Annotated in this window: 22 protein-coding genes and 1 tRNA gene; 14 read left to right on the forward strand and 9 right to left on the reverse strand. The window is 66.2% G+C overall.

Annotated elements, in window-relative coordinates:
* Positions 1-149: 149 nt before the first annotated feature.
* Positions 150-593, reverse strand: coding sequence for a hypothetical protein (locus ACH34W_RS21680; RefSeq protein ID WP_395962772.1), 444 nt, complete (start codon positions 591-593; stop codon positions 150-152).
* Positions 594-830: 237 nt separating this feature from the next.
* On the opposite strand from ACH34W_RS21680, the gene ACH34W_RS21685 reads away from it, so the two are divergent.
* Positions 831-1,127, forward strand: coding sequence for an integrase core domain-containing protein (locus ACH34W_RS21685; protein ID WP_395962773.1), 297 nt, complete (start codon positions 831-833; stop codon positions 1,125-1,127).
* A gap of 517 nt (positions 1,128-1,644) precedes the next feature.
* On the opposite strand, the gene ACH34W_RS21690 is transcribed toward ACH34W_RS21685, so the two are convergent.
* The 3 genes from ACH34W_RS21690 to ACH34W_RS21700 form a co-directional block, all read right to left on the reverse strand.
* On the reverse strand, positions 1,645-2,109 hold the full coding sequence (locus ACH34W_RS21690) for a hypothetical protein (protein ID WP_395962774.1): 465 nt from the start codon (positions 2,107-2,109) through the stop codon (positions 1,645-1,647).
* An 832-nt stretch (positions 2,110-2,941) separates the two neighbouring features.
* The gene (locus tag ACH34W_RS21695) at positions 2,942-3,976 is read right to left on the reverse strand and encodes a UvrD-helicase domain-containing protein (RefSeq protein ID WP_395962775.1); all 1,035 of its coding nucleotides are present in this window, start codon (positions 3,974-3,976) and stop codon (positions 2,942-2,944) included.
* Entirely contained in the window at positions 3,963-5,573 is a 1,611-nt protein-coding gene (locus ACH34W_RS21700; RefSeq protein ID WP_395962776.1) for an ATP-dependent nuclease, read from the reverse strand. The genes ACH34W_RS21695 and ACH34W_RS21700 overlap by 14 nt, the downstream gene beginning before the upstream one ends.
* 1,111 nt (positions 5,574-6,684) lie before the next feature.
* Between ACH34W_RS21700 and ACH34W_RS21705 the strand changes: the two genes are divergently transcribed.
* The 3 genes from ACH34W_RS21705 (at position 6,685) to ACH34W_RS21715 (ending at position 9,389) form a co-directional block, all read left to right on the forward strand.
* Positions 6,685-7,104, forward strand: coding sequence for a hypothetical protein (locus tag ACH34W_RS21705; protein ID WP_395962778.1), 420 nt, complete (start codon positions 6,685-6,687; stop codon positions 7,102-7,104).
* Positions 7,101-7,409 (forward strand): hypothetical protein, encoded by a 309-nt coding sequence (locus ACH34W_RS21710; RefSeq protein ID WP_395962779.1) that lies wholly within the window; start codon positions 7,101-7,103, stop codon positions 7,407-7,409. Before ACH34W_RS21705 ends, ACH34W_RS21710 begins: the two co-directional genes overlap by 4 nt.
* 84 nt (positions 7,410-7,493) lie before the next feature.
* On the forward strand, positions 7,494-9,389 hold the full coding sequence (locus ACH34W_RS21715; RefSeq protein WP_395962780.1) for a relaxase/mobilization nuclease domain-containing protein: 1,896 nt from the start codon (positions 7,494-7,496) through the stop codon (positions 9,387-9,389).
* Positions 9,390-9,641: 252 nt separating this feature from the next.
* On the opposite strand, the gene ACH34W_RS21720 is transcribed toward ACH34W_RS21715, so the two are convergent.
* Positions 9,642-9,715: transfer RNA gene (locus ACH34W_RS21720), tRNA-Gly, on the reverse strand.
* Between the two features lie 109 nt (positions 9,716-9,824).
* Here ACH34W_RS21720 and dcd point away from each other — a divergent pair.
* The 5 genes from dcd (at position 9,825) to ACH34W_RS21745 (ending at position 16,384) form a co-directional block, all read left to right on the forward strand.
* Positions 9,825-10,400: a dCTP deaminase gene (gene dcd / locus ACH34W_RS21725; protein WP_395962781.1), complete on the forward strand. Its 576-nt coding sequence runs from the start codon at positions 9,825-9,827 to the stop codon at positions 10,398-10,400.
* A 286-nt stretch (positions 10,401-10,686) separates the two neighbouring features.
* Entirely contained in the window at positions 10,687-11,895 is a 1,209-nt protein-coding gene (locus tag ACH34W_RS21730) for a glycine betaine/L-proline ABC transporter ATP-binding protein (protein WP_395962782.1), read from the forward strand.
* Complete coding sequence (locus tag ACH34W_RS21735) at positions 11,888-13,654, forward strand: ABC transporter permease/substrate binding protein (protein ID WP_395962783.1); 1,767 nt, start codon at positions 11,888-11,890, stop codon at positions 13,652-13,654. The genes ACH34W_RS21730 and ACH34W_RS21735 overlap by 8 nt, the downstream gene beginning before the upstream one ends.
* 406 nt (positions 13,655-14,060) lie before the next feature.
* Positions 14,061-15,191, forward strand: a complete 1,131-nt coding sequence (locus ACH34W_RS21740) for a glycoside hydrolase family 5 protein (protein WP_395962784.1) — start codon at positions 14,061-14,063, stop codon at positions 15,189-15,191.
* A gap of 17 nt (positions 15,192-15,208) precedes the next feature.
* Complete coding sequence (locus ACH34W_RS21745; protein WP_395962785.1) at positions 15,209-16,384, forward strand: glycoside hydrolase family 5 protein; 1,176 nt, start codon at positions 15,209-15,211, stop codon at positions 16,382-16,384.
* A 93-nt stretch (positions 16,385-16,477) separates the two neighbouring features.
* On the opposite strand, the gene ACH34W_RS21750 is transcribed toward ACH34W_RS21745, so the two are convergent.
* The 3 genes from ACH34W_RS21750 to ACH34W_RS21760 form a co-directional block, all read right to left on the reverse strand.
* Positions 16,478-18,628, reverse strand: coding sequence for a (Fe-S)-binding protein (locus ACH34W_RS21750; protein WP_395962786.1), 2,151 nt, complete (start codon positions 18,626-18,628; stop codon positions 16,478-16,480).
* Positions 18,629-18,807: 179 nt separating this feature from the next.
* Entirely contained in the window at positions 18,808-20,013 is a 1,206-nt protein-coding gene (locus tag ACH34W_RS21755) for a CU044_5270 family protein (RefSeq protein ID WP_395962787.1), read from the reverse strand.
* On the reverse strand, positions 20,010-20,573 hold the full coding sequence (locus ACH34W_RS21760) for an RNA polymerase sigma factor (RefSeq protein ID WP_395962788.1): 564 nt from the start codon (positions 20,571-20,573) through the stop codon (positions 20,010-20,012). The genes ACH34W_RS21755 and ACH34W_RS21760 overlap by 4 nt, the downstream gene beginning before the upstream one ends.
* Before the next feature lie 166 nt (positions 20,574-20,739).
* On the opposite strand from ACH34W_RS21760, the gene ACH34W_RS21765 reads away from it, so the two are divergent.
* Genes ACH34W_RS21765 through hcaB form a run of 5 tightly spaced genes read left to right on the forward strand, consistent with a single transcriptional unit; the run spans position 20,740 to position 24,499 of the window.
* Complete coding sequence (locus tag ACH34W_RS21765; protein ID WP_395962789.1) at positions 20,740-21,558, forward strand: class II aldolase/adducin family protein; 819 nt, start codon at positions 20,740-20,742, stop codon at positions 21,556-21,558.
* 29 nt (positions 21,559-21,587) lie between these two features.
* Positions 21,588-22,949, forward strand: a complete 1,362-nt coding sequence (locus ACH34W_RS21770; RefSeq protein ID WP_395962790.1) for a Rieske 2Fe-2S domain-containing protein — start codon at positions 21,588-21,590, stop codon at positions 22,947-22,949.
* A complete protein-coding gene (locus ACH34W_RS21775; RefSeq protein WP_395962791.1) occupies positions 22,946-23,473 on the forward strand; it encodes a 3-phenylpropionate/cinnamic acid dioxygenase subunit beta in 528 nt (175 codons plus the stop codon). Before ACH34W_RS21770 ends, ACH34W_RS21775 begins: the two co-directional genes overlap by 4 nt.
* Positions 23,474-23,531: 58 nt before the next feature.
* Positions 23,532-23,720 (forward strand): hypothetical protein, encoded by a 189-nt coding sequence (locus tag ACH34W_RS21780; protein ID WP_395962792.1) that lies wholly within the window; start codon positions 23,532-23,534, stop codon positions 23,718-23,720.
* Positions 23,720-24,499, forward strand: coding sequence for a 3-(cis-5,6-dihydroxycyclohexa-1,3-dien-1-yl)propanoate dehydrogenase (gene hcaB / locus ACH34W_RS21785; RefSeq protein ID WP_395962793.1), 780 nt, complete (start codon positions 23,720-23,722; stop codon positions 24,497-24,499). Before ACH34W_RS21780 ends, hcaB begins: the two co-directional genes overlap by 1 nt.
* 48 nt (positions 24,500-24,547) lie before the next feature.
* Here the strand turns inward: hcaB and ACH34W_RS21790 are convergent, their stop codons facing one another.
* Positions 24,548-25,369, reverse strand: coding sequence for an IclR family transcriptional regulator (locus ACH34W_RS21790; RefSeq protein WP_395962794.1), 822 nt, complete (start codon positions 25,367-25,369; stop codon positions 24,548-24,550).
* Between the last annotated feature and the right edge of the window lie 72 nt (positions 25,370-25,441).

Consider the following 25,441-nt stretch of genomic DNA (forward strand, 5'->3'; position numbering starts at 1 on the left):
GTCCCCCTTCCGCTCCCGCTACCTCCCGGCTGCGCCTGCTATCCGTGCCGAGGCCCATGCCCCGGCGGCGGGTTCAGCGTGGACACGTAGTTCTCCCCGTCCACAGCGGCTTGTCGAGGTCAACGCCAGCCGCAGCCATCCGGTCGTACTCAGCGAGCACGAGATTCTTCGTCCGGTATGTCCCGTACTTGGCGATCTCGTTCTTCAGGCCCCCCGGTCTCCGTCTGGAACGTCTCCAGGATGTAGTCGATGTCCTCGCGGCTGATGCCGTAGAGGTGGAAGAAGTAGGCGTCTAGCTCCGCACGGATTTGAATCCGCCGCTCTTCGTCCCACCGGAACGGTTCCCCGGAGTCCTTCAGGTCACAGGCGAGGGGCTTCATGTCGTGAGCGGTGTAGACGAGTTCAAGCACGCGCGGTGTCAGAAAGAACGTATGCGGAGTCAGTTCCTTGGGTCTCGGAGTAGGAAGCTCCTTCCAAATGAAGAGCCCCATATTGGTTCCGCCGACTTTCTTGCGACTCACATAGTCGAACACCAGAGAGCTTTGAGTGGCAATCAGGGCGATCGCAAGAGTTGCTGAAATATCTGGCAGCATAAGGGGAAATATATCTCACGAATGTCCGGTCTCCTCGGCGATCAGGGCGGAGAGGGCGCGTTCTTTCTTGTTCGGGGGCGAGGTCTTCTTTGGCTTCCTCGGGGTCCCAGCCGGTCGCTCGGAGCTTGGCCAGGGCGTCAACCATGGGTGATGCGTGGGAACTCCAAGTACCCCGACGGCCCGAGGCTGACCATCAGCCGTCCCGAATGGCCGGGCCCTCGCTAATCGACCGCCGAGTTGTTCAACAGCACGCTCAAGGTCGAGTTCGTGCACCGGCAGCGGTTCAAGACCCTGGCCGAAGCCCGCATCAAGATCTCGAGCTGGATCAGCGACTTCTACAACACCACCAGGAGACACACCGCCAACGACGGGCTCGCCCCGGATCACATTCGAGCGTCAGATGGCAGAAACACGGAGAACAGCAACGGCCCAGTTCAGGGCCGAGGTGGCATAACACCGTCTCCACGGTTCGAGGGGATTGACACCGGACCACAAACCTTTCGGTCAGCTGGTGCGATACCGCACGACAGGTGATGATGCGAGGGGGCTCAGGTGCGTGACGCGGAAGTAGATGGTCCGGCGTTCTTTCAGATTGCGGCGCACGATGTGGTGGCAGCTCCAGGATTGAGCCGTGATGCGATGCCAGGTCTTCGATCCCTTGTACCGATAGAAGATCAACGCAGCGTGACCGCTCCGGCCTTCGACACAGTTCCGATTCCTCCACACCTCCCAGTAATCACCTTTGGGATGCCACACGATCCCGGCAGTGTTGCCCGGTGTCTGAGTCCAAGACCGGTACGGGGCGTCGGCGAGGGCGGGTGTGGCAGTGGTAGTCACCGCAGCAGCAGCGGCGGCTAGGGCCAGTGCCACACGGGTGGAAGTGCGCGGGAGTCGCATTAAACTCCTTGACGGTATGGTCCGAATACCCTGACCTTCCGGGACGACGGTAGCGTAGAGCAGCCCCGCCGGATTTGCTTGGCCGGAACTGGATACAGATGACGGTGGATGTTGAGCGGTTTTGGAAGGCGCCGGTGGTTCCCGGTCTCCCTTTTCACTGCGCCTCGTTGATCCGGCGGGTCATGCGGTTCTGGTGTTCGCACACGGCGGCAAGGACGCTGGCCAGGCTGGCGAGCTCTTGCTCGTCCGGATGCAGGGTGCGCAGTCTGTCGACGTAGGTCTCGACGATGTGCTTCAAGGCGACCGCCCGCTGGCGAGATACCTCCAGTGCCTCGATGGAGCCTGTCGGCAGCCAGCCGGGCATGTCGTTGGCGGAAACTGGTCTCCGCCCAACTTGCCCGGGCCGCCAGCCAGACGCTTTCAGCGTGGCCGCGAGCAGGGTCACGGTCGACGCCCGCAGGCACGCCAACTGGCCAACCCGTTCATCGGGGATCAGAGGCCCGGCGGGCGACCGGCCCTTCCGGAACCATTGACGCACGACATCACCAGAAACCTCGGTTCCCAACAGCCGCGATAGCTCGACGGCCACCTCGCTGGCGGGCAGCAGCTGATCCTTCATGCGGCCCGCACCAGGTGATTTTGGTTCCACATAGAGAGATCATGCACCAGCCCTGGGGTGCCAGACATCAGGCGGACGTTCTGGTCACGGACCAGCGCTCGAGACCACCACTCCGCCATGCCGTACGCCAAGGAGGAACCGCTCCGGAAGCGCCGCCCGCGTTCCTTTGACCTAACGGCGGACGCCGAGCGGTGAGCCACATCGAGAGCACAGAGACCGTCACCCCACACGCCGCCCAGGCCATCTGCATCACCCGCAAGACCTGGCCCCGCCGCGGCAGACGCTGGAAGACCGTGAGCCGTCTACGCAATCACCAGCCTGCTCGTTCCCCAGGCCCGGCCCGACGAACTCGCCGCCTGGATCAGGCAGCACCGGCAGATCGAAGCCCTGCACCACATCCTCGACGTCACCTACCACGAAGACGCCTCACAAGTCCGCACCGGCAAAGGACCCGCGGTCATAGCAGCCCTCCGCAACCTCGCCATCTCGATCTTGAAACTCTGCGGCTGGACCAACATCGGTACGGATCACTGAACCATGATCATGTTTTCGGAGGGTTGACCTCCTAATGGGCTAGTGGACCTCCTCGGCGGTGTGATCATCGAGTACGCGTCGTAGGCCCTGGGTCTTCTGCATCAACATCCCCATCGCCGTCCTCACCCTGGCAGCCATTCTCACCCTGGCAGCCATTCTCACCCTGGCAGCCATTCTCACCCTGGCAGCCATTCTCAAACTGATGCCCCCGTAGGCGGCAGCTGAGCGCGGGATGCGAGCGGAGGGTGGAAGTCGACCGACGGCGCGTCGGCGGACCGGGTCGCCCGCGCATCGCACTTCAGTCGACGACGAAAGTGACGCTGTATCGCGCCCGCGTGACCGCGACGTAGAACTTCGCGAGATCCCCAGCGTGAGCGATATCCCGGGTCTTGAGGTACTTCTTCATGGGGCCGGTGGGGAAGATCAGTACGCGATCGAAAGTCCTGCCCTTGGACTGGCCGATGTTCATGGCCTCCAGCCCATGGGTGTTCGTCGTCCTCTTCCAGCGCAGGATCGTGGGCCGATACTCCTGCACGTAGGCCTCAACTTCCCTCGGGTTGATGCAGAAGACGCCGTCATGACCGGTCAGATCACTGTTCTTGGACTCGGTAGCAGGAAGCTCGGGGTAGAGAGCGTCGGCGAAGTCACAGATTTGCTGGTTGCACCGGAAGCTGACGGTGCGCTCTTCGACGGTGCACCGGTCAGTCCGTTCGTACAGCCAGTCGGCCACGCCGCCGCGCCTGTACTTACGGTTCTTCGCGGAGTCGTTCGCCGAGTAGGTGCCTTGCCGCGGATCGCCGACCATCGTCACCGCGACGGGCGAGTCAAGGAGCAGATCGATCAGATTCAGGTCGTAGCCGGCGAGGTCCTGCACTTCGTCGATGTAGATATGGTCGTAGATGCTGGCGAGCCGGTCGATGACTAGGCCACCGGACTCGGCGTCGGCCGCGCAGACCAGCTCTGCGAGCTTGTCGCGGTACACGTCGTTGCGAGAGTCCAGGTAGTAGCGGCGAGCATCGACCTTCCTGGCGTAGTTGAACTTCGGCTTCTCGAAGTGCAGGCCAGCCAGCACTCCCGCCTCGCCGAAGACCACGCTTTGGTACGGCCTGGCGCCCTCGTTGAGCAAGAAGGTGAGCCAGCCTCGGGTGTCGACATGCTGCGGTACGACTCCTTTCTCGGTACGCAAGCGCGTCTGGAGCTCCTGGAGGTTGTCGTTGGTGTATGTGGTGACGAGTGCGCGTTGATCCGGCCTTGCCAGGACCCGGTCCACGATGCACTGCGTCTTGCGGGAGCCGGCAGCGGCGATGACCGCGAGGTTGTCAGGCGACGGCATCGGCGATGTACCCCGGCATCGTGACGGCCTGCTCCGTGCTGAAGATCGCCAGTGCGCAGGAGGTCTTGTGGGCCTTCATGTGCTTGGCCAGTTCCTCCTCAGACATCTGCGCGCTCAGCCCGAGGATGGCCTTCATTCTTTCCGCGCCGTTCGACTTGATCAGTTGAGGCTCCAGCGTCCGGCAGCTCGTGTCATCACTCACGCAGATCTTGATGTCGCCCGAGGCCGTGTAGGAGGCATAGCGTTCGTGCACACGCGCGGCGTCCTTGCCGTCGTTGTCCGTGACTACGGTGACCTTCGCGCTGTCCAGCCGGGTGGCGATGTCCAGGAAGCGCCTGAAGGACAGACCGCCGACGTCGATGACGTCGATGCCGTCGTCGATGGGCATCCGGCCCTCGTGTGCGTCCCGGTAGGCGCGTTGGACGACCAGCTCGTCGGAGGGTCCCTCGACCAGGATGGCTTTTCGGGCGAGGACCAGCCGCAACGTGTCGTAGCCGGACAGCTTGCGGAAGTAGTCCCGGGTGTCGGGTGGCAGATCGTCGAGACGGACCCCGCCTTTGGCATCGAGCAGCATAAGCCGTTCGAGACCGAGCTTGTTGAGGACGAACGAGCTGTGGGTTGTGATGAACACCTGCTTGTCCACGCACTTATCGCTGATCTTCTTCACCAGCTTGCCCAGGTTTGAGAAGGAGAGGTGGTTCTCCGGTTCCTCCACCAGAACGACGTGCGTCTCCTCCACGCGCCTGTTGAGCGAGAGGAGGATCTTCAATGTGGACTGTTCTCCCTTACCGACGTACTGGTAGGGCAGGTCGTCGAGGTGCGGCACGATGCCGTTCTCCCAGCGCGCCTTCTGGGACACGTCTATCCCGAGCGTCAACTTGTGATCACTCACTTCGCTGGGCGCACTGCGGAGTTGCTCGTTGATCGTCTCGATCGCCGGATCGCTGGAGAACTCCTCGCGGAGCCGCCGGTAGGCGCGAGTGAGTCGGACCCTCTCCTCCGGCTTCAAATGAGAGCTGATGATCCGCTCGAGGTAGTAGTCCACTCCGCTGTGGAGGTGGATGTTCGAGCTGTCGATGAGAACGGAGGTTCCTGGAAGGCTCAACGCGGTGATTCGGTTCGCGGCGAAGTCCAGCCATTCGACGTCGTAGTACTCGGTTGGAACCAGTCTCACGTGCTCAGGGTCCTGGATGAACTCCTCGTACTCCCGTTGGAAGTCCCGGTTCAGCGAGACACGGACTCGGACACCCGCGTCGTCGGTCTGAAGGAGATTGTTCGTGCCCCTCAGCCGGTTCACCTCGGGACGGTCGCTCTTGGCGAAGAAAAGATCAATGATGATCTCGGGCGGCGGAACCTCACGTCCCCCTCGCAATGCCTCGATGTACTCGTCCACCGCGTTCTGGTTGAACAGGTACGGCGAAAGCTCCTGCGCAAGCTGTCTTCCGTGGATGCGTCCTGTCATGGCCAGGCTGATGGCCTCGAGAACGGTCGACTTCCCCGAGGCGTTGTCACCCACAAGGATGTTCATCTCGGGGTTGAAGTCGAGCTTGAAATCCCGGAACACCCGGTAGTTCCTGATAACGAGCCGTGAAAGCACGTGGAGCCCCCGCTGACGGCTGAACGTTCGGGTCCCGTTCGCGCACAGCGGGAGCTGAAGCGATAGCAAGCGACGGCGACCATGACATTGGCGGTAGATCGATGACTATCATCACGAATCACCAACGAGGAAATTGGATCACGAAAACCATCCAGAATAACTAGTCCGCAAACTGGGCGAAGTTCGCAAATCACCCCCATCATCACGAATCGATCTCCCTTAACGGAATTCCATTCGGTATTTCGCGAGTAACGGCACTGGACGACAGTCCGCTGCCGCTACACGCACAGTCGGATCGGCCCGGCGCCCGGCGGCGGTACCCATCCGCAGGGCATCCGCACCGGAAGCCGCCCTAATGCGCTCCTAGACATGTTCTGGTGTCCGGTGTGTCGGTGGCCGGATGGCCCGGCAAGACGTCCACACCGGTCACCGCTGGCGCGCACGTTCGAGTAGGGAGCGCGCGGCGTACCAGGCGACTCCGGTGGCCAGTACTGCCACACCGGTCAGTACGGCCGAAGCGGGAAGGGGAACGCCAGGACCAGGCAGCCGATCAGGCCGGTCGCGAGGATGAGGCGGATCGGGCGTCCTTCTGCGGAGGTCAGCGATCACTTCATCGCTCGGACGGCCTCCTCTACCCCTCCACGAGTCGCACTCTTGACGAGTAGCGACCTATGGCGATCTGCACTTGAGAATGAAAGAATAGAGCGTAAGCAACGTCAAATGCCTTCATCTGGTCAAGCAGGTCTGCGCTGCACTGGAGGGCGGTGGACGAGATGCACTCTCCAAGTCGGCATGATCATCTCCAGCGAAACCACAGATTGGGATCCATGCAGCGGGTCCGCGTGACCGGAGCGACGGGCCCAACATCAACCGGACGCTGCATGCACGATCACGGACATTCACGCCTGCGTGGATGCACGGATCCAAGCCAAGACCCGTGGCTGCCCGTCGGCGTTGCTCCGCGCGAAGAGCTGCCGCGCGGAGCAAGAAATGGCGTAACCAGCACTTACACAGTTTCTGGACCGGGCGCGGTCCAGAAATCAGCCGTCTCGCCTGGGGCTCTTTTGGTGGCCAACGCCGATATGGGACAGGCGATCTAGAAGGAGGCTCCTTGGACGAAGTCAGAGACGGAATCGACAGGGAGAGGCAGGGGCGGCGCCGGCGCCGACGTCGCGGCGTGCTGCGGGACAGGAGTTTGCGGGTTCAGGTCACCGAGCGTGAGTACGTCCTGGTGCGTTCGGCAGCTCAGCGCATGGGTTTGGCGGTGGGAGCTTACGCCGCAGAGGTTGTGGTGGCGGCGGCGTCTGAGAGTGATCCGCCGCAGTGGTCGCCGTTACGCGAGCTGATGAGTGAGGTCATGCGCGCGGCCGGGCAGGTCCGCCGCGTCGGCGTCAATCTCAATCAAGCGGTAGCCGCATTGCACTCGGCCGGCTACCCCACAGGCGCCCTGCATGAGTACGCGCGAGTAGCCACAACGACGGTCACCAAGCTGGACGACGTCGCGGAGGAGATCAGGCGGAAGGTTCGGTGAAAGGAATCACCGAGCGTCCACCGGACGTGGCCGCACTGATCATGCGTTTGTTCTCCTGCGACGTGGAGGATCACTGCGCGGGTAACCATGAGTCTCGGGTCATCACCGGCTACTCGGGCGTGTTCCGGGAGCCCTTCGTGGGAACGGCGATCAAGCACGCAAACGATCAAGTTCACATGGTGATCCGCCTCTACAGCCACACCGGCGACCGTCTGCTGTCTCGCAACCACCTCCAGGTCGCACGCCCGTGCCTTGCCCGAAGACCGCCTGCAGCCAGCTACCCAGCTCAACGCCCGCACCTCTAAGGACCTCAAGGCCCAGCGCCGCCGCATCGAGGGCGAGCGGGAAGGCAGCCACAGGCACAACCCTGGCGGGAACGCCGACGCCTCGTGATCGGGAAGGTACTGCGCGGCAGCCGGGTGCAGGGGCTGATCCGGTACCTGTACGGGCCGGGACGATTCAACGAACACCATGACCCGCACATCGTCGCAGGATTCGACGATGCATCCGCGCTGGAGCCCGAGGCGCTTGCCGATGGCCGACGGGACTTCCGGCAGCTGGAGACCTTGATGCAACAGCCGCTGGCGCTGCTGGGTGATCGCAACCACCCGCGGCCGGTGTGGCACCTGTCCCTTCGCGCTCACCCCGATGACCCGATCTTGTCTGATGCTCAGTGGGCCGATATCGCCGCCGAGGTCATGGACAGGACCGGCTTGGCGCCGAGGGGAGATGCGGATGCGGTTCGCTGGTTCGCCGTCCGCCACGCCGACGACCACATTCATATCGTCGCCACGCTTGCCCGCGTGGATGGCGGCCGGCCGAAGGTGTGGAACGACGGCTACCGGATCAGGGATGCCTGCCGCACTATCGAGGACCGTTACGGGCTGCGGTCTACTGCCCCGGCGGACCGGACCGCCGCCCGTAGGCCCAAACGCGCCGAGGTGGAGAAGGCAGTCCGGGAAGGGCGGACCGAGCCGGCTCGGACCGTGCTGCGGCGTCAGGTTCAGACCGCGGCGGCTGGAGCGCGGACCGAGCAGGAGTTCTTTGACCGGCTGGCTGCCGAAGGCGTTCTGATCCACAAGCGTCTCAGCCAACACGGGCCGCGTCCGGTCACCGGGTACGCGATCGCGCTGCCCGGCGACCGAACCTCGTCCGGACAGCCGGTCTGGTACAGCGGAGGCAAGCTCGCCGCCGACCTCACGCTGCCCAAACTCCGCCGTCGATGGTCCGCCCCCGGTCCGCCCAGACCAGTCGGTCCGCGGATCGGATCGAGCGCCGGTCCGCGCTCTGGTGCGGCCGGTCCGCGGGCTGCGGACTACCAGCCGGTATCCGGACGGCATCTGTCCGGCCGGTCCGCCCGAGCCGTCCTACGGTCCGCCGTCCGCCAAGCCGCGGACCAGGCACGGACCGGCGAGGAGTTCTTCGACCAACTCCACCGCGCGGGCGTGCTGATCCGTCAGCGCTTCAGCCAAACCCACCCTGGGCAGATCACCGGCTATGCCGTCTCCCTGCCCGAACACACTGGGAACGACAACGAGCTCATCTGGTACAGCGGCGGTCGCCTCGCCGCCGACCTCACCTGGTCGCGTCTAACCCACAAATGGAACGGCGATGTCCGCCAACCGCGCAGCGACAGTCACGCTCTCGACCTGAGCCCCGACGAACGACAAGCGATCTATCAGGACGCCGCGCGCGCCGCCACCTACGCCACGGGACAGATCCGCCGCTATACCGTCATCAACCCCCACGCCGCCCGCGACGCTTGCTGGGCCGCAGCCGACCTACTGCACGCAGCCGCCCAAGCCACCGGGAACGTTCACCTGCGCCGAGCAGCGGATGCCTACGACCGCGCCGCCCGCGCACCCTTCGGACGCATCCCCCAACCAACGTCCGCCGGTGAAGGACTCCGCACCGCCGCACGAATCCTCGCGCTTGCCGGTCGGATCAGAGTGCCCGTGACCAACGCGTTCGCAGCCCTGACTCAAAGCTTGATCACGCTCGTGGCCACCATCACTCAACTCCACCGTGCCCGAGGCCAAGACCCTCAGGAAGCAGCAGCCCGTCTAACCACTGCTCATCTCCGCCGAAGCAACGCCGTCCCAGCCACGCCGGGGGACGCTCCCTGGCTGATCGCGCCAGCCAGTCCCCAGCCCCCGGCCAAAATCGCAATGTGCGACTTCCCCTCCTCCTGGACTGCGACCACAGCACGCCACCGCGCCGACTCCAACAAGCCGAAACATAGCGATCAGCCCCAACCGTCCAAGACGAAGATGCCGCGCCGATAGCCGCGATCCTCGGTCCCCTGCCCTCGTCTCGAAAAACAACCGGGAGCCATTGAAACGATCACAGCCAGCGACAAGGGTCCGGCGTTCCCCAATGCCGTCAACCCGAACACTCGCGGCCGGTTGCTGCTCACCAAAGGCTCTTGGTGACGCGTCGTGTCGCCTGGTGCTGACTGATCCGAGTGATAGATGAGTGATAAAAGATCTTGAGCCCTGATCGACTACTGGCGATCAGGGCTCTGAGCTGGGAATACGTGGAGCGAGTGACGGGAATCGAACCCGCGCTACCAGCTTGGGAAGCTGGAGTTCTGCCATTGAACTACACTCGCGCGGGCCGTCGATGGGACGGCCGCTTGGTCATGGTACCGGAATCCGGGCGGTTGGGGAGACGGGGTGTGGTGGGCGCGCGTGGGGGCTGGGCACGGTAGCTTTTCTGGCGTGCTGCTCTCCGATCGCGATATCAGGTCCGAGCTCGAGTCCGGGCGGGTCAAGATCGACCCGTACGAGCCGGGCATGGTTCAGCCGTCCAGCGTTGACGTGCGGTTGGATCGGTACTTCAGGGTCTTCGAGAACCACAAGTACCCGCACATAGACCCGGCCGTCGAGCAGAGCGATCTGACTCGGCTGGTGGAGGTGGAGTCGGACGAGGCGTTCGTGCTGCATCCCGGGGAATTCGTGCTCGCCTCCACCTATGAGGTCTTCGGGTTGCCGGAAGACCTGGCTGCACGGCTGGAGGGGAAGTCGAGTCTGGGGCGGCTCGGGCTGCTCACGCACTCGACGGCGGGGTGGATCGACCCTGGGTTCAGCGGGCATGTGACGTTGGAGCTCTCCAACGTGGCGACGTTGCCGATCAAGTTGTGGCCGGGGATGAAGATCGGGCAGATGTGCTTGTTCCGGACCAGCTCGCCGGCTGAGTTTCCTTATGGGTCGGAGCGGTACGGGTCGCGGTACCAGGACCAGCGGGGGCCGACGCCGTCGCGGAGCTTCCTCAACTTCCACCGTACGAAGGTGTGACCGCGTACGGCCCCTGCCTTTTCTGGCGCTTGTCACGGGACTTTTGTCGTCGGGATCGACGGTGCCATGGGCGTTTCGGAGGAATCGGCCGAGGGCGTTCGGGCCCTGGTCACTGAGGTGAGCCAGGTCACGGAAGGTGAAACATCTGGTGGATAGGGGTAGTTTCGGTTGCCGCAAAGTGTTGGCATCCGGGTGACGCTCCCTTTACCTCGCCGGATGCCTCCCTAGGGAACGGCTAGTTTTCCGCGGCCAGGTGGGTGTGATCGCGGAGACCCGAAAGGAGACCGTGTCCATTCTGCGCGCGGAAAGCGTAACCAAGTTGTTCGGCCGGAGGACGGCTGAGGCGGCCCGGAGACTGGGTTCGGGGGCCGACATCCGGGATTTGGGTGTCACGGCCGCCGTGGCGGATGTCTCGTTCGAGGTCCATCAGGGTGAGATCTTCGTGGTCATGGGACTGTCCGGGTCGGGCAAGTCCACGCTGATCAGGATGCTCAACGGCCTGCTGGAGCCTACGTCGGGCAAGATCCTCATCGATGGGACTGACCTTACGGCGCTACCGCCCAAGGCGCTTCGGGAGTTGCGGCAAAAGAAGGTCAGCATGGTCTTCCAGCACTTCGCCCTGTTCCCGCACAGGACTGTGTTGGAGAACGCGGCGTACGCCCTGGAAGTGCAGAACGTTCCTAAGGGGGAGCGGCTGGAGAAGGCCACGGAGTACCTGCGGTTGGTGGGCCTTGATGGCTGGGGCGATCGGTTCCCGGACGAGCTGTCGGGCGGTATGCAGCAGCGGGTCGGGATCGCTCGCGCGTTGACCGCGGGCACCGAGATCCTGCTCATGGACGAGGCGTTCAGCGCGCTCGACCCGCTCATCCGGCGGGAGATGCAAGAGCTCTTGCTGGAGCTGCAGAGTGAGCTCGGCAAGACGATCGTGTTCATCACGCATGACCTGAACGAGGCGATGCGGCTGGGCGACCGGATCGCGATGCTCCGGGACGGGCGTGTCATGCAGATCGGGACCGCCGAGGAGATTCTTACGGATCCGGCGAATGACTATGTCGCGCAGTTCGTGGCGGATGTGGACCGTACGCGGGTGCTGACGGCGAGCTCGGTGATGGAGAAGCCGCTGTCGGTCGTCGATCCTGGGAACGGTCCACGGGCCGCGGTGCGGACGATGAGGGAGAACCAGACCGCCGGCGCGTTCGTGGTGGGCCGTGACCGCAGGCTGGTCGGGGCTGTCTACGCGGAGCGGGCGGCGGCAGGCGTACGGGACGGTGCCGGTTCGCTGGACGGGCTGGTCGAACAGCTGGAGGTGGTCAGTCCGGATACCCCGTTGGCCGAGCTGTTCAGCCGGAGTGCGGAGAGCGCGTTGCCGGTGCCGGTCACGGACGGGGCCGGGCGGCTGCTCGGCGTCATCCCGCAGGTCACGCTGCTGGCCGCGCTGGGCAATATGAACGGCTCGACCGAGCTCGACACCGATGAGGTGATGACCAGTGCGTAAGCTCCCCATCGGTGACTGGGTGAACGATGCCGTCGGCTACCTGACACGCCACGGCCGGCCGGTGTTCGACGCGATCAGTGACGCGGTCAGCGGCCTGGTCGGCGGGTTGGAGTCGGTGCTCAGTGGTCCGCCCGCGCTGGCCATGGCCGCCATCGTCGCGGTGCTGGGGTGGTGGCTGCGCGGTCCGCTGTTCGCGGTGCTGAGCTTCCTCGGCCTGGCGCTCATCGACAACCTTCGCGAGTGGGACTCGGCGATGTCGACGCTCGCGTTGGTGCTGGTGGCGAGCATCGCGGCGCTGGTCATCGGGGTGCCCCTCGGCATCCTGGCGGCCCGGAGGCCGCGTGTCGCGACGGTGGTCCAGCCCGTGCTGGACTTCATGCAGACGATGCCCGCCTTCGTCTACCTGATTCCGGCGATCTTCTTCTTCGGGGTCGGGCAGGTGCCCGGTGTCATCTCTACTGTGATCTTCGCACTGCCGCCCGGGGTGCGCCTCACGCAGCTGGGCATCAGCCAGGTCGACAAGGAGATGGTGGAGGCGGCCGACGCGTTCGGCACACCGCCCGGCCGCACCCTGACCCGGGTGCAGCTCCCGCTGGCGCTGGGCACCATCATGACCGGCGTCAACCAGGTGATCATGCTGTCGCTGTCCATGGTCGTCATCGCGGGCATGGTCGGCGCGGGCGGTCTGGGCGGCGAGGTGTTCGGCGCGATCACGCAACTGGACGTCGGCCGCGGTTTCGAGGCGGGGCTGTCGGTGGTCATCCTGGCCATCATTTTGGACCGGTTGACTGGTGCGCTGGGCGTTCGGCTGAGCCCGGTGACACGTGCCCGGTCCGCGGCGGCGACCGCCACCCGCGGCTGGCAGGCGGCGCTGCACTACCGGCCGCGGCCCGCGTTCGCACTCGCGGGCGTGCTCGTTCTCGCACTGGTCTCGGCCGGATTCGGGCTGACCGGCGACGACGAGGGGCAGGGTGGCAAGAAGCAGCTGACCATCGGTTACATCCCGTGGGACGAGGACATCGCCGTCAGCTACCTCTGGAAGGGCGAGCTGGAGAAGCGCGGCTACGCCGTCAAGCTCCAGCAGGTCGACGCGGGTCCGCTCTACTCGGGGCTCGCCGCCGGTCAGATCGATCTGTTCCTTGACGCCTGGCTCCCGGCCACGCACGCCGACTACTACGCCAAGTACAAGAACAAGATGGAGGACCTGGGCACCTGGTACGACAACGCCAGCATGCAGCTCGCCGTCCCCAAGGACGACCCGGCCAACAGCGTCGCTGACCTGGCCGCGAACCCCGGGCGCTACAAGGACCGGATCGTCGGCATCGAGCCCAGCGCGGGCGAGATGAAGATCGTCAAGGACAAGGTCATGCCCGGGTACGGCCTGGACGGCAAGTTCAAGCTCATCCAGGGCAGCACGCCCGCGATGCTCGCCGAGCTCACCCGTGCGACGAGCGCCAAGCAGCCGATCGTGGTGACGTTGTGGAAGCCGCACTGGGCGTACTCCACGTTCCCGATCAAGCCGCTGGCCGACCCGAAGGGCACCTTCGGCTCTGCCGAGAAGCTCCACATGCTCGCCCGGCAGGGCTTCAGCAAGGACTTCCCGGAGCTGACCGGCTGGCTGAAGAAGTTCAGGATGGCCGACCCGCAGCTGTTCCCGCTCGAAAACCTGATCATGAACAAGTACAAGGGTCAGGAGCCCAGGGCCGTGGAGGAGTGGGTCAAAGCCAATCCCGACTTCATGAAGAAGATCACCGGCTGATCACCACCCGGCGAACGCGCTGATCACCACCTGGCAAACAGGCTGATCGCCACCTGGCGAACGTTACGAAGGCCGCTCGGACATCGCGTCCGAGCGGCCTTCGGCCATCCTGTCGCGCACAGGGTCAGGACGCGTGGATGGCGACTGTGCGCCCACGGCAAGATCTCCGCCGTACCCCGGCAGGATCTCCGCTGCGGCCAGGTACCAGGAATGCCCGTCGATCTCGGGCAACGGAACGGTAACGATCTTCTCGACCCGCCCCCCACGCTACATGATCACCCGAGTAGCGTCCCTCCCGCAAACGATCTTGATCTTCGACGCCCCGAGACACCCTGAGGCGCCCCGAGACTCCCCTGAGACGCCCCCGCCGAGCCACCCCCGAGACGCCCCGAAGGGAACCGCGCCCATGCGTCGGCTTACCGCCACACTCACCGCCACCCTCGCGTTCGCCGCCATCACCGCTTGCTCCGCCGCCACCCCGAGCCAGGAAGGCTCGCTCGCCGGCGCCCGATCAAGCACGGGCACCAAGACCACGGCACTCGCGGGCAAGCTGCGCACCACCGCCAAGCAGGCGTTCGTCGGCGCCCGCGGCCCCGAGCAGCTGAACGGCCCCAACCTGCAGCCCATCTGGGGCCCGAACGACCCCGGCACCTGGGGCCAGGACACCTACGACCAGATCAAGGCCAAGGGCTTCACCGCGGTCCGGATGGTCCTCTTCTGGGACGACTTCGAGCCGAGCAAGGGCCGCTGGAACGAGACCGCGTTCAGCACCCTCTCCACGGCCCTCAACCGCGCCAAGGCCGCCGGCCTCTACGTGGTCTTTGACTGCGTGCACCTCGTCGGCACGCCCGAGGGCCAGTCGCGCGTGCCCGCCTGGGCGCAGACCGCCGACGGCATGGGCGCGGTGGCGACCAACGGCTTGGGCTTCCTCCAGCAACTGGCGACCCGCTTCGGCGCCAACGAGGCGCTCGCCGCGTACGACCCGGTGAACGAGCCGTACCGCTGGCCGGTTGATCACAAGAGCGTCCTCGCCGACTATACCAAGATCATCAACGCCATCCGCACCAAGGACACCAAGACCAGCATCATGATCGAGCCGACCTACGGCGACGCCAAGGTGCCGGACGCCGACCTCGCCGGGCTCACCCCGGCGAACCGCACCAACCTGATCTGGTCGTTCCACGACTACTACGTCGGCGGCAAGGGCGAGGGCTACAACTCCAACGGCATCGGCGTCACCCCCAACGCCTCCGACGGCGACACCGGCTACGACCCCGCCCACAAGGCCGACCTCGCCACGCATCTCCAGGTGCAGATCAACACGGCGACCAAGGCCGGCATGCCGCTGTGGATCGGCGAGTTCGGCATCGGCGCCGGCGCAACCGGCCACGACCAGTTCATCAAGGACAAGGTCGCCCTCTACAAGTCCAAAGGCATTGGCTACTCCTGGTGGGAGTACAAGGACAACGCGGGCGCCTTCAGCATGATCAATCACGAGGACGATTCCTGGAGGCCTTGGGTCGGCCTTCTCTTCTGACCAATGAACGGATGCTCATGCACCGCATAGCCATATCCCTTGCAGGCGCCGCGGCCCTCGCGGTCACCGCGACCGCCTGCTCCGGCGCCGAACGCCAAACCGGCCTCACCGCCGGGGCCGCTCCGGCCGCCCAAGCTAACCAGTCCAACCGGTCCGACCAAGCCGACCAGTCCAACCAGGCCGCCCAGGCGGCTGCGCTCAGCAAACTGCACACCACCGCCAAGGAGGCCTTCGTCCTTCCCAACGGGAAGGCTGTACGCCTGAACGGCCCGAACCTCCAGCCGATCTGGGACGCGAACTCCTCCGGCACCTGGAATCAGGCCACCTACAACGCCATCAAGGCCAAGGGCTTCAAGGGCGTACGAATGGTCCTCTTCTGGGACGACTTCGAGCCGCGCAAGGGCCGCTGGAACGAGAAGGCCTTCAAGACGCTCTCCACGGCCCTCGCCCGCGCCAAGGCCGCCGGCCTCTACGTCGTGCTCGACTGCGTCCATCTGTACGGCAAGCCCGAAGGCCAGTCCCGGGTGCCCGCCTGGGCCCGCAAGGCCGACGGCATGGGTGCGGTCGCGGCGAACGGACTGCGTTTCCTCCAGCAGCTCGCGTCCCGCTACGGCAAGAACCCGGCGGTCGCCGCGTACGACCCGGTGAACGAGCCGTACCGCTGGCCGGTCAACCACAAGAGCGTCCTCGCCGACTACACCAAGATCGTCAACGCCATCCGAGCCAAGGACACCAAGACCACCATCGTCCTGGAGCCGACCTACGGCGACGCAAAGGTCCCGGTCTCTGCGTTCACCTCGTTCAAGCCCGCCAAGCGCACCAACCTGGTCTGGTCGATCCACGACTACTACGTGGGGAACGCGGGTGTGGGCTACGACCGTAACGGCGTCGGCACTTCACCGAACGCCTCCGACGGCAAGACCGGCTACAAGCCCGCCAACAAGGCCAACCTGGCCAAGCACCTGAACGTCCAGATCGCCATGGCCAAGTCGGTCAAGCTGCCGATCTGGATCGGCGAGTTCGGCATCGGCGCGCGCGCAGCGGGCCATGACCAGTTCATCAAGGACAAGGTCGCCCTCTACAAGTCCAAGGGCATCGGCTACTCCTGGTGGGAGTACCACGACGGCAGCGGCGCGTTCAGCATGATCAACGCCAACGACTCCTGGAAGCCCTGGGCCACCTGGGTCCGCTGAGAGCGGCACCACGCCCGCACGGAAGTCGAGAACCGAAGACGCCCCGGCGATCCATCAGGATCACCGGGGCGTCATCGTTCAAACCCGCACGTCCTACTCGGCCCCGACCGGCTCCTTCTCGGTCGGCGCGGCGCCCTCGCCCTTGATGGAGCGGATGAGCAGCTGGGAGACGTCCACGACTTCCAGCGACTCCTTGGCGGCGCCCTCGTTCTTCTTCTCGTTGATGGCGTCGCCCAGCATCACCAGGCAGAACGGGCAAGCCGTGGAGACGGTGTCCGGGTTGGTCTCCAGTGCCTCGTCCACGCGCTCGGTGTTGATGCGCTTGCCGATGCGCTCTTCCATCCACATCCGGGCACCACCGGCGCCACAGCAGAAGCCGCGGTCCTTGTGCCGGTGCATCTCCTGCGTCTTGATGCCGGGCACCTTGGCCATGATGTCGCGCGGTTGCTTGTAGACCTTGTTGTGGCGGCCCAGGAAGCAGGGGTCGTGGTAGGTGATGTTCTCCTCGATCGGGGTGACCGGGGTGAGCTTGCCCTCGTCGACCAGGTGCGCGAGCAGCTGGGTGTGGTGCACGACCTCGTACTGGCCGCCGATCTGCGGGTACTCGTTGGCCAGCGTGTTGAAGCAGTGCGGGCAGGTGGCGACGATCTTCTTGACGCCCGCCTCGTTCAGCGTCTCGACGTTCTGCTGGCCGAGCATCTGGAAGACGAACTCCATGCCCAGGCGCCGCGCCGGGTCACCGGTGCAGGCCTCCATCGGGCCGAGCACGCCGAACTTGACGCCCGCGATGTGCAGCAGCTCGGCGACCGCCTTGGTCGTCTTCTTGGCCCGGTCCTCCAGGGCACCGGCGCAGCCGACCCAGAAGAGGTACTCCATGTCCTCGGGCATCTTCTCGTCGACGACCTCGACCTCGAAGTCCAGCTCCTCGATCCACTCGAGGCGCTTCATCTCGGACATGCCCCACGGGTTGCCCTTGTTCTCGAGGTTCTTCAGCATGACGCCGGCCTCGCTCGGGAACGAGGACTCGATCATCACCTGGAAGCGGCGCATGTCGAGGATGTGGTCGATGTGCTCGATGTCGACCGGGCACTGCTCGACGCACGCACCGCAGTTGGTGCAGGCCCAGAGGACGTCCGGGTGGATCACGCCGTCCTCGGCGACGAGCTCCTTGTCGACCTGCATGGCGAGCTTCTGCTCGTCGGTGAACTTCTCGCGCTCCTCCTCGGAGGCGAGCATGTACGGCGCCTTGGCGAACGCGTGGTCACGCAGATCCAGGACGACCATCTTCGGCGACAGCGGCTTGCCGGTGTTCCAGGCGGGGCACTGCGACTGGCAACGCCCGCACTCGGTGCAGGTGGCCATGTCGAGGAGACCCTTCCAGGTGAAGTCCTCGATCTTGCCGCGGCCGAAGGTGTCCTCGTCCGGGTCGGCCTCCTCGAAGTCCAGCGGCTTGCCGTTGCTCATCATCGGCTGGGCGGGGCCCAGGCCGTCGGGGCGGCGCTTGAACATGACGTTCAGCGGCGCGATGAAGATGTGCAGGTGCTTGGAGTTGACGACGATGACGAGGAAGACCAGCGCCACGCCGATGTGCAGCAGCAGGCCGACCGACTCCAGCACTTCGAGGGTGTCGTGGCTCATGCCGTCGAAGAGCTTGCCGGTGAGGTAGGAGAAGTACGCGCCCTTGCCGTACGCGAGGTTGCCACTGGCCGACGCGATGCCCCGGAAGAAGAACATCGTCCAGATGACGTTGAAGATCATGAAGAGGATGACCCAGGCGCCGCCCAGGTGCGATCCGCTGAAGCGGGACTTGCGGCCCAGCTTCTTCGGGGCGTTCTTGAACCGGATGGTCGCGAACGTGATCAGACCGGCCGTGCAGAGGAGCGCGATGGTGTCCTGGACGAACCCGATCGGACCCCAGGTCTGGATGAACGGAATGTGCTTGTCGAGCCCGAAGAGCAGGGCGACGCCCGCCTCCAGGTAGACGGTGGCGAGCAGGATGAAGGCCCACATGACCGCGGCGTGGGCGAGGCCCGCGACGGTCCATTTGAGCAGCTTCTTCTGCCCCATGACCTCGACGACCTGACCCTCGACGTCGGCCTTGGGGTCACGCTTGACCTGCAGGACGCGGTCGGGGTCGGGCTGGCCGCTCTTGAACAGCTTCCACAGGAACATCACTCGCCGGCCGGCGAGCGCCAACGCGACCGCCGTCCCGGCGAGCCCAATGATCAATGTGAGCCAGAACACTGTTCCGTCCTCCTGAGGTACGGGCGTTGGCTGTCAGCGTAGGGCTCGCGACAGACTGCATTTCATCCGGGGCCCGAATACTACTCGGCAGTAGCTTACGCGTCATAGCCGTCCCCACGACGAACGGGGCGCCCCCCTCGCCCGACGGCAAGGAGAGCGCCCCGAATCCGACCCCGCGATCAGCCTCCCGCGGCGTCGGCCTTGGTCGGCGCCACATTGGTCCAGCCGGCCCGGTCGATGGTCGACGAGGACAGCAGCGATCCGGCGGGCAGGTTCGCGTTGACCCCGCCCGGCTTCATGATCACGATGTCGTAGGCCAGGGCCCGGCCCCGCTTCTCATCGATGATCAACCGGTGCTCCAGCGTCCCGTTCTTCGTGCGCTCGATGAAGACCAGGGCGGTCCCCGTACGGCCCGCGCCGTCCTGCACCGGCCCGACGGCCTTGATCGCCTTGAGCTGCGCGAGCATCCTGAAGGCACCCGCCCGCACCTTCGGCGTCACCGGCATGTCGGTGATCAAACCCTTGGTCACATTCCAGAGCCAGTCGTCGGCCTTCATCGGCTCGCTCGTCGCCTCGGTGCTGTGTCCCCCGTACCAGCGCAGCAGCGAGGCCTTCAGCAGCTTGGGATCGGCGGGCAGTTCCCGCAAGTCCTTCATCGAGACGTTGCGCCCCAGCCAGAAGACCTTGTCTCCGTTGACCAGCTTCGAGTTGCTGGTCATGGCCTTGCCCGGCGCGACCTCGAAGTCCGCCGGCTTCAGGCGCCCGCTGTTGGGACCGGCCGGGAAGTGGATCTTGAACGTGGTCGGCGAGCCCGCGCGCTGCCAGGCGGCGGTGTCCTTCGCGGTCACCGGCTTGGCGCCCAGATACTGCTGCCGTGCCCAGGCCTTGCCGCCAGGCTTGTTCGGCGTCCACATCTCGTCCTTGTCCATGGTGACGATCATGTAGGGGTTCCCGCTCTTGCCCACCTGGTGGTGGTTCCTGCGGGTCGTCTCGACGTGCCAGTAGGCGCCCGTCGCGAGGGCCTCCTTGTCGGCACCGGCCGCGGCGGACAGCAGCACGGTCTGCGCGTTCATGGTCACCGGGGTCTGGGGCTCCCCCTTCGGCGTGCCACCGGCCTTCGGGCCCACCGTGCCCGGATCCCCCGGGCCGGCAGCGGTCGTGGCCACCACCAGCGCGGCCGCGGCGGCGGCGCCGACCAGGCCCAGCCCCCACATCGGCCGTATGCGGCGGCGCGCCGGGGCCACCGCATGGGAACGGGTCGAACGGGGCGGCACCGTCATCGCCCGCGTCAGTTCGGCCCTTCGGGTGGCCTCGTCGACCGGTGCCTGCGGGTCGAGCTCCCGCGGCCGGGCCTCCGCCAGCATGCGCAGCACATCTCGCGTCATGACAACTCCTCACTGGTGATCCCGACACGGGCACGGACAGCGGGGGCCGCGCCGGGCCCCGGCTCCTCGACCGCCCGCAGGAGCCGCTTGCGCGCCCGGTGCAGCCGTACGCGCAGCGCCGCGGGCGAACACCGCACGACGCGGGCCGCATCGCGCGGCGACAACCCCTCCCAGGCGACCAGGATCAAGATCTCCCGGTCGTCCTCCGAGAGCGTGGCCATGGCCCGCAGTACCGCGAGCCGTTCGGCCACCGCCTCGGCGACGTCCCCTTCCGCAGGTCGGCTCCACCTCCGCAGTTCGGCGTTGAACGCCTCCCGCCGGGCCTCGGCCCGGTAGTTGTCGCGCAGCACGTTGCGAGCGACGCCGAGCAGCCAGGGCAAGGCGGGCTCGGGCACATCCTTGAGCCGCCGCCACGCCACCGCGAAGGTCTCACTCACGACCTCGTCGGCGGCATGGTGCCCAGCACGGCTGACCGCATAGGCCCACACGCGCTGACGGCAGGCGTCATAGATCGCTGTGAAGCGCCGCGCGCTCTCGGAATCACCGGCCTCATCGGCCATCGCCCGCACCTCCGTCCATCCGTCCCGTGTTCTCCATCACCAGGAAGTGGAACGAAGGCGCCCATCGTTACCGATGAATCGCCATCAGGTGTAAATCATGGTCACCGTACCGTCATTGCAGAAGCGATTTCTGTAAGACAGACTTCCAATGATGGAGCTGTCCGGGGTGCGACGCGACATCGCACTCGCCTGCCGGGTGCTCGCGTACCAGGGTCTGGCCGCCGACGTCCTCGGACACGTGAGCGTCCGCGCCGACAACGGCACCAGCACCGACAAGGGCACGGGGACCGGCAGCAACGGCAACGGCAACGGGCGGATGCTGATCCGATGTCGCGGCCCTCAGGAGTCGGGCCTGCTCTTCACCAGACCGGAAGACGTGCATCTGGTCGACCTCGACGGCCCGTACGACGGCCTGCCCGGCGGATACGCGGTGCCGAGCGAGCTGCCCATCCACGCCGAGACCCTGCGCCACCGCCCCGACGCCATGGCCGTGGTCCACGCGCACCCGCCGGCGGTCGTCGCGGCCGACCTGGCAGGTCTGCGCCTCCGCCCGATCGTCGGCGCGTTCAACATCCCGGCGATGAGGCTGGCGGCCGACGGCATCCCGGTCTACCCGCGCGGGGTACTGATCCGGCGCACCGACCTGGCGGAGGAGATGCTCAGGGCGATGGGCCCGGCACCCGTGTGCGTGCTCCGTGGCCACGGTGTCACGACGACGGGCGCCACGATCGCGCAGGCCGTCGTCCGCGCCCTCAACCTCGAAGCACTCGCGCGCATCACCCTCGACACCGCGCGGGCGAGCGGCGCCGTCCAGTCCAGCGGCGCCGTCCATGCGGGTGGCGTCGTCCACGCGGGCGGCGCCGTCCCGCCCGACCTGCCCGCAGCGGACATCGCCGAGCTCCCGGATCTGGGCTCGACCCTGAACGAAGAGTCCGTCTGGCGTCATCACCTGGCCCGGCTGGCCCACGCCGGTCTCGGCCTCTGAAAGAAGGTCAACTGAAAGAAGGTCACCCAGTGCTCGATGTTGCAGCCGTCGTCGCCGACGTCCGGCGCGGCATGATCCCCGCGCACGTCTACAACGATCCGGAGATCTTCGCGCTGGAACGCGACCGGGTGTTCTCCCGCGCCTGGGTCTTCCTCGCCCATGAGTCGGAGATCCCCGAGCCCGGCGACTACGTCGTCCGCCGCGTTCTCGCGGACTCGTTCATCGTCGCCCGGGACGAGGACGGCACAGTGCGGGCCATGTTCAACATGTGCCTGCATCGCGGCATGCAGGTATGCCGGGCAGAGATGGGCAACGCCTCGCACTTCCGTTGCCCGTACCACGCGTGGACTTACCGCAACGACGGGCGGCTGGTCGGCCTGCCGTTCCACGTGGACGCGTACGGCGGCGAGGACGGGTTCGCCAAGGAGGGCCAGAGCCTGCTGCCGGCTCCGGCGCTCGACAGCTACCAGGGCCTGATCTTCATCAGCCTCGACCCGGATGCCCCGCCGCTGCGCGACCACCTCGGTGACTTCGCGTTCTACCTGGACCTCTACGCGCGGCAGAGCCCGGCAGGCCTGGAGCTGCGCGGACCGCAACGCTGGCGCATCAAGGCCAACTGGAAGATCGGCGCGGAGAACTTCGCCGGCGACAGCTACCACACGCCCCACACCCACGCGAGCGTCGTCGACATCGGGCTCTTCCGCGAGCCCAAGGCGAACAAGCGCAAGGAGGGCGCCCTTTACACCGCGGGGCCCGGCGCGGGCACCACCTACAAGCTCCCGCCGGGTGATCTCACCGCCAGGCTCCGCTACGTCGGCTATCCGGACGAGATGATCACGCGCATGCTGGCGTCGTGGACGCGCGCCCAGCGCGGGCTGGTCGAGGACGACGGCTTCATGGTCTCCGCGGCGACGCTCTTCCCCAACCTCAGCCTCGTGCACAACTGGCCGAAGATCGACGACAGGGGCACCGTGGTGCCGTTCATCTCGCTGCGCCAGTGGCAGCCGGTCTCGGCGAACGAGACCGAGGTGCTGTCGTGGTTCGCCGTGGACGCCGCCGCGCCCGAGACGTTCAAACACGATTCCTACAGGGCGTACGTGATGTGCTTCGGCAGCTCGGGCATGTTCGAGCAGGACGACGTCGAGAACTGGGTGTCGATCACCGACGTCGCGGCGGGCACCATGGCCCGGCGGCTCAACCTCAACAGCCGGATGGGGCTGACGTCCGCTGGAAAACCGCTCAAGCCGCCGCTCGCGGGCTTCTCCGGCCCCGGCACCGCCTACCAGGGCTTCGGCGAGTTCAACCAGAGGCACTGGTTGTCCATGTGGGGCGACCTTCTGCTCAGGCCACCGCCCTTGCACACCTCGGCCGACATGGGGGCCGCACAATGACCAGCGCAGTGAATGTGCCGCTCCGCTACACCGACCCCGACCATCAAGACGCGCACCAGTTCCTTGTCGAGGAGGCGGCGACGCTCGACCGCCAGGATTTCGCGGGCTGGCTGCGCCTGCTGACCGAGGACATCCGGTACGTGATGCCCGTCAGGGTCACCACGGCCCGCGGCGCGGGCTTCGACTCGCTCGCCGACATGGGCCACTTCGACGAGGACATGTACTCCCTGCGCAAGCGCGTCGAACGCTTCGGCACCCAGTACGCGTGGACGGAGGACCCGCCGTCGCGGACCCGCCGCCTGGTCACCAACGTCCGCACATTCCGCACGGCCCCCGGCGAACTCCGCGTCGAGTCGTACCTCCTGCTCTTCCGGAGCCGCGGCGACACCCGCGAACACGACCTGCTGTCGGCCGGCCGAGCCGACACGCTGCGCCCGGCGCCAGGCGGCCACCGGCTAGCCCGGCGCGAGATCACCGTCGACGAGTCCGTCCTCCGCACCCAGAACCTGGCCCTGTTCCTGTGACCGGGGTTCCTAGGACGGGTTCCCATGGCCGGGGTTCCCATGACCGAGGCAGGCTCCCATGACCGAACCCATCGTGATCGCCAACGAGTTCGCCGAAGTCCTCGTCGAGAAGGTCGAGACGCGCAACGGCACGCGGCTCCGCATCCGAGCGCCACGCGCGGACCGGGAGATCCTGCTCTGTCCGCTGGAGCTGGAGGCCCTCACCCGGCAGGACCACGATCTCTTCTCCCTGCTCCTTGCCGGCTGATGGGCTGGCTCAACGGGAAACGCGCACTGGTGGTCGGTGCGGGCTCGGGCATCGGCCGCGCCGTCCTCGACGCGTTCGACGCCGAAGGTGCCCGCACCGCCGCAATGGAGGTCGATCCGGCCAAGTGTGAACGGCTCGCCTACGAGCTGCCCGACTGCCTGGTCAACCACGGCGACGCCACCAGCCTGCCGCAGGCCGCGACGGCGGTTGAGGCCGTACGCGAGACGCTCGGCGGGCTGGACGTGCTGGTCAATTGCGTCGGGATCTTCGACTTCTACCGGGGTCTGACCGAGCTGGAGGACGCGACGCTGGACGACGCGTTCGACGAGACGTTCCGCATCAACGTCAAGAGCCAGCTGGTATCGGTGAAGGCCGCGCTGCCCGAGCTGCGGCTGTCGCACGGCTCGGTGGTGCTCACCGTGTCGACGTCGGGCTTCTATCCGGGGCGCGGCGGGATCCTCTACGTGGCCTCGAAATTCGCCGTGCGCGGTTGTGTCGTCTCACTCGCCCACGAACTGGCGCCCGACATACGGGTGAACGGTGTGGCTCCGGGCGGAACGCTCGGCACCGAACTCACCGGACCCCGGAGTCTCGGCCTGGACGAACGACGTCTTGGCGAGGCACCCGGCCGTGAAGAGGACCTCAAGAGCCGCACGCCGCTCGCCGTCGCGTTGACCGGTGCCGACCACGCGGGGAGCTATGTGTTCCTCGCCTCCGACCAGGCCCGTGGCATCACCGGGACGATCGTGCACTCCGACGGCGGCATCGGCATCCGCTGAGCGACCCGAAATAAGGCGGCGGACCCGAGGTCAGGAGTGGTCCCGAAGTCAGGCGGCGGACCCGAAGCCCACCAAGTGGGCCAGCCGTTCGGCCTCCTCGCCCAGGTGTGCGGCCAGGTCCCCGGCGCGTTCCCCGGACAGCCGGGCGACGGGCGCGGAGATCGCCAGCGCCGCGACCGGCCTGCCGTTCGGCCCGAGCACCGCGACCGCCACGGACGCGACACCGTCCTCGCTCTCCTCGTGGTTGACCGCGTGGCCCCGCTCGCGCACGCGGGCCAGTTCGGCCATCAGTTCCACCGGATCGGTGATGGAACGCCCCGTCTCCTTCGGTAGCGGCCGCCCGGCCGGGAAGAGGGCGGCAACCTCGGCCTCGGGCAGGGCCGCCAGCATCGCCTTGCCGGATGCCGTGCAGTTGGCCGCGAGCGTCGTGCCGGTACGGGCGGCCACTCGCAAGGACTTGGTGCTCTCCACCGCGTCCAGGTAGCGGACCATCGGCCCTTCGAGTGCCACCAGGTGGACCGTCTCCCCGGCCCACGCCGCGAGATCTTCCAGCAGCGGCCGGGCATGCAGCCGGATGTCCATGTTGCGGACGGCCGAGAGCCCGATCTCCACGAGCATCGGGCCCGCCACGTACACCCGTGAGTCCGGCTCCTGCCGTACGAAGCCGTGATAGGCCAGCATCGCCAGCAGGCGATGCGCGGTCGAGTGCGCGACGCCGAGGAACTCCCGCGCCTCCGACAACCGCACCTTCTCGTTCTCGCGGAACAGCGTCAGCAGCCGCAGGGCGTTGTCGACCGACGCGATCGGATACGCAGGCCGCGGCCCACCACCATTCCGAAGGCCGTCCTCCTCAACACCATCTTTCTGCACACCAGAACAATAGAGCGGAACGCTATGCGAACACTGTACGCACTTGCGCGCTGCCATCCTCATGCGTACAGT

The organism is Actinomadura sp. 6N118 (assembly GCF_044326415.1).
Taxonomy (GTDB): domain Bacteria; phylum Actinomycetota; class Actinomycetes; order Streptosporangiales; family Streptosporangiaceae; genus Spirillospora.

Coding starts and splice junctions, on each gene's coding strand:
- ACH34W_RS21680 (WP_395962772.1), bottom strand. CDS start 593: ATGCTGCCAGATATTTCAGCAACTCTTGCGATCGCCCTGATTGCCACT.
- ACH34W_RS21690 (WP_395962774.1), bottom strand. CDS start 2,109: ATGAAGGATCAGCTGCTGCCCGCCAGCGAGGTGGCCGTCGAGCTATCG.
- ACH34W_RS21695 (WP_395962775.1), bottom strand. CDS start 3,976: ATGCCGTCGCCTGACAACCTCGCGGTCATCGCCGCTGCCGGCTCCCGC.
- ACH34W_RS21740 (WP_395962784.1), top strand. CDS start 14,061: ATGCGTCGGCTTACCGCCACACTCACCGCCACCCTCGCGTTCGCCGCC.
- ACH34W_RS21745 (WP_395962785.1), top strand. CDS start 15,209: ATGCACCGCATAGCCATATCCCTTGCAGGCGCCGCGGCCCTCGCGGTC.
- ACH34W_RS21755 (WP_395962787.1), bottom strand. CDS start 20,013: ATGACGCGAGATGTGCTGCGCATGCTGGCGGAGGCCCGGCCGCGGGAG.
- ACH34W_RS21760 (WP_395962788.1), bottom strand. CDS start 20,573: ATGGCCGATGAGGCCGGTGATTCCGAGAGCGCGCGGCGCTTCACAGCG.
- ACH34W_RS21775 (WP_395962791.1), top strand. CDS start 22,946: ATGACCAGCGCAGTGAATGTGCCGCTCCGCTACACCGACCCCGACCAT.
- ACH34W_RS21780 (WP_395962792.1), top strand. CDS start 23,532: ATGACCGAACCCATCGTGATCGCCAACGAGTTCGCCGAAGTCCTCGTC.
- hcaB (WP_395962793.1), top strand. CDS start 23,720: ATGGGCTGGCTCAACGGGAAACGCGCACTGGTGGTCGGTGCGGGCTCG.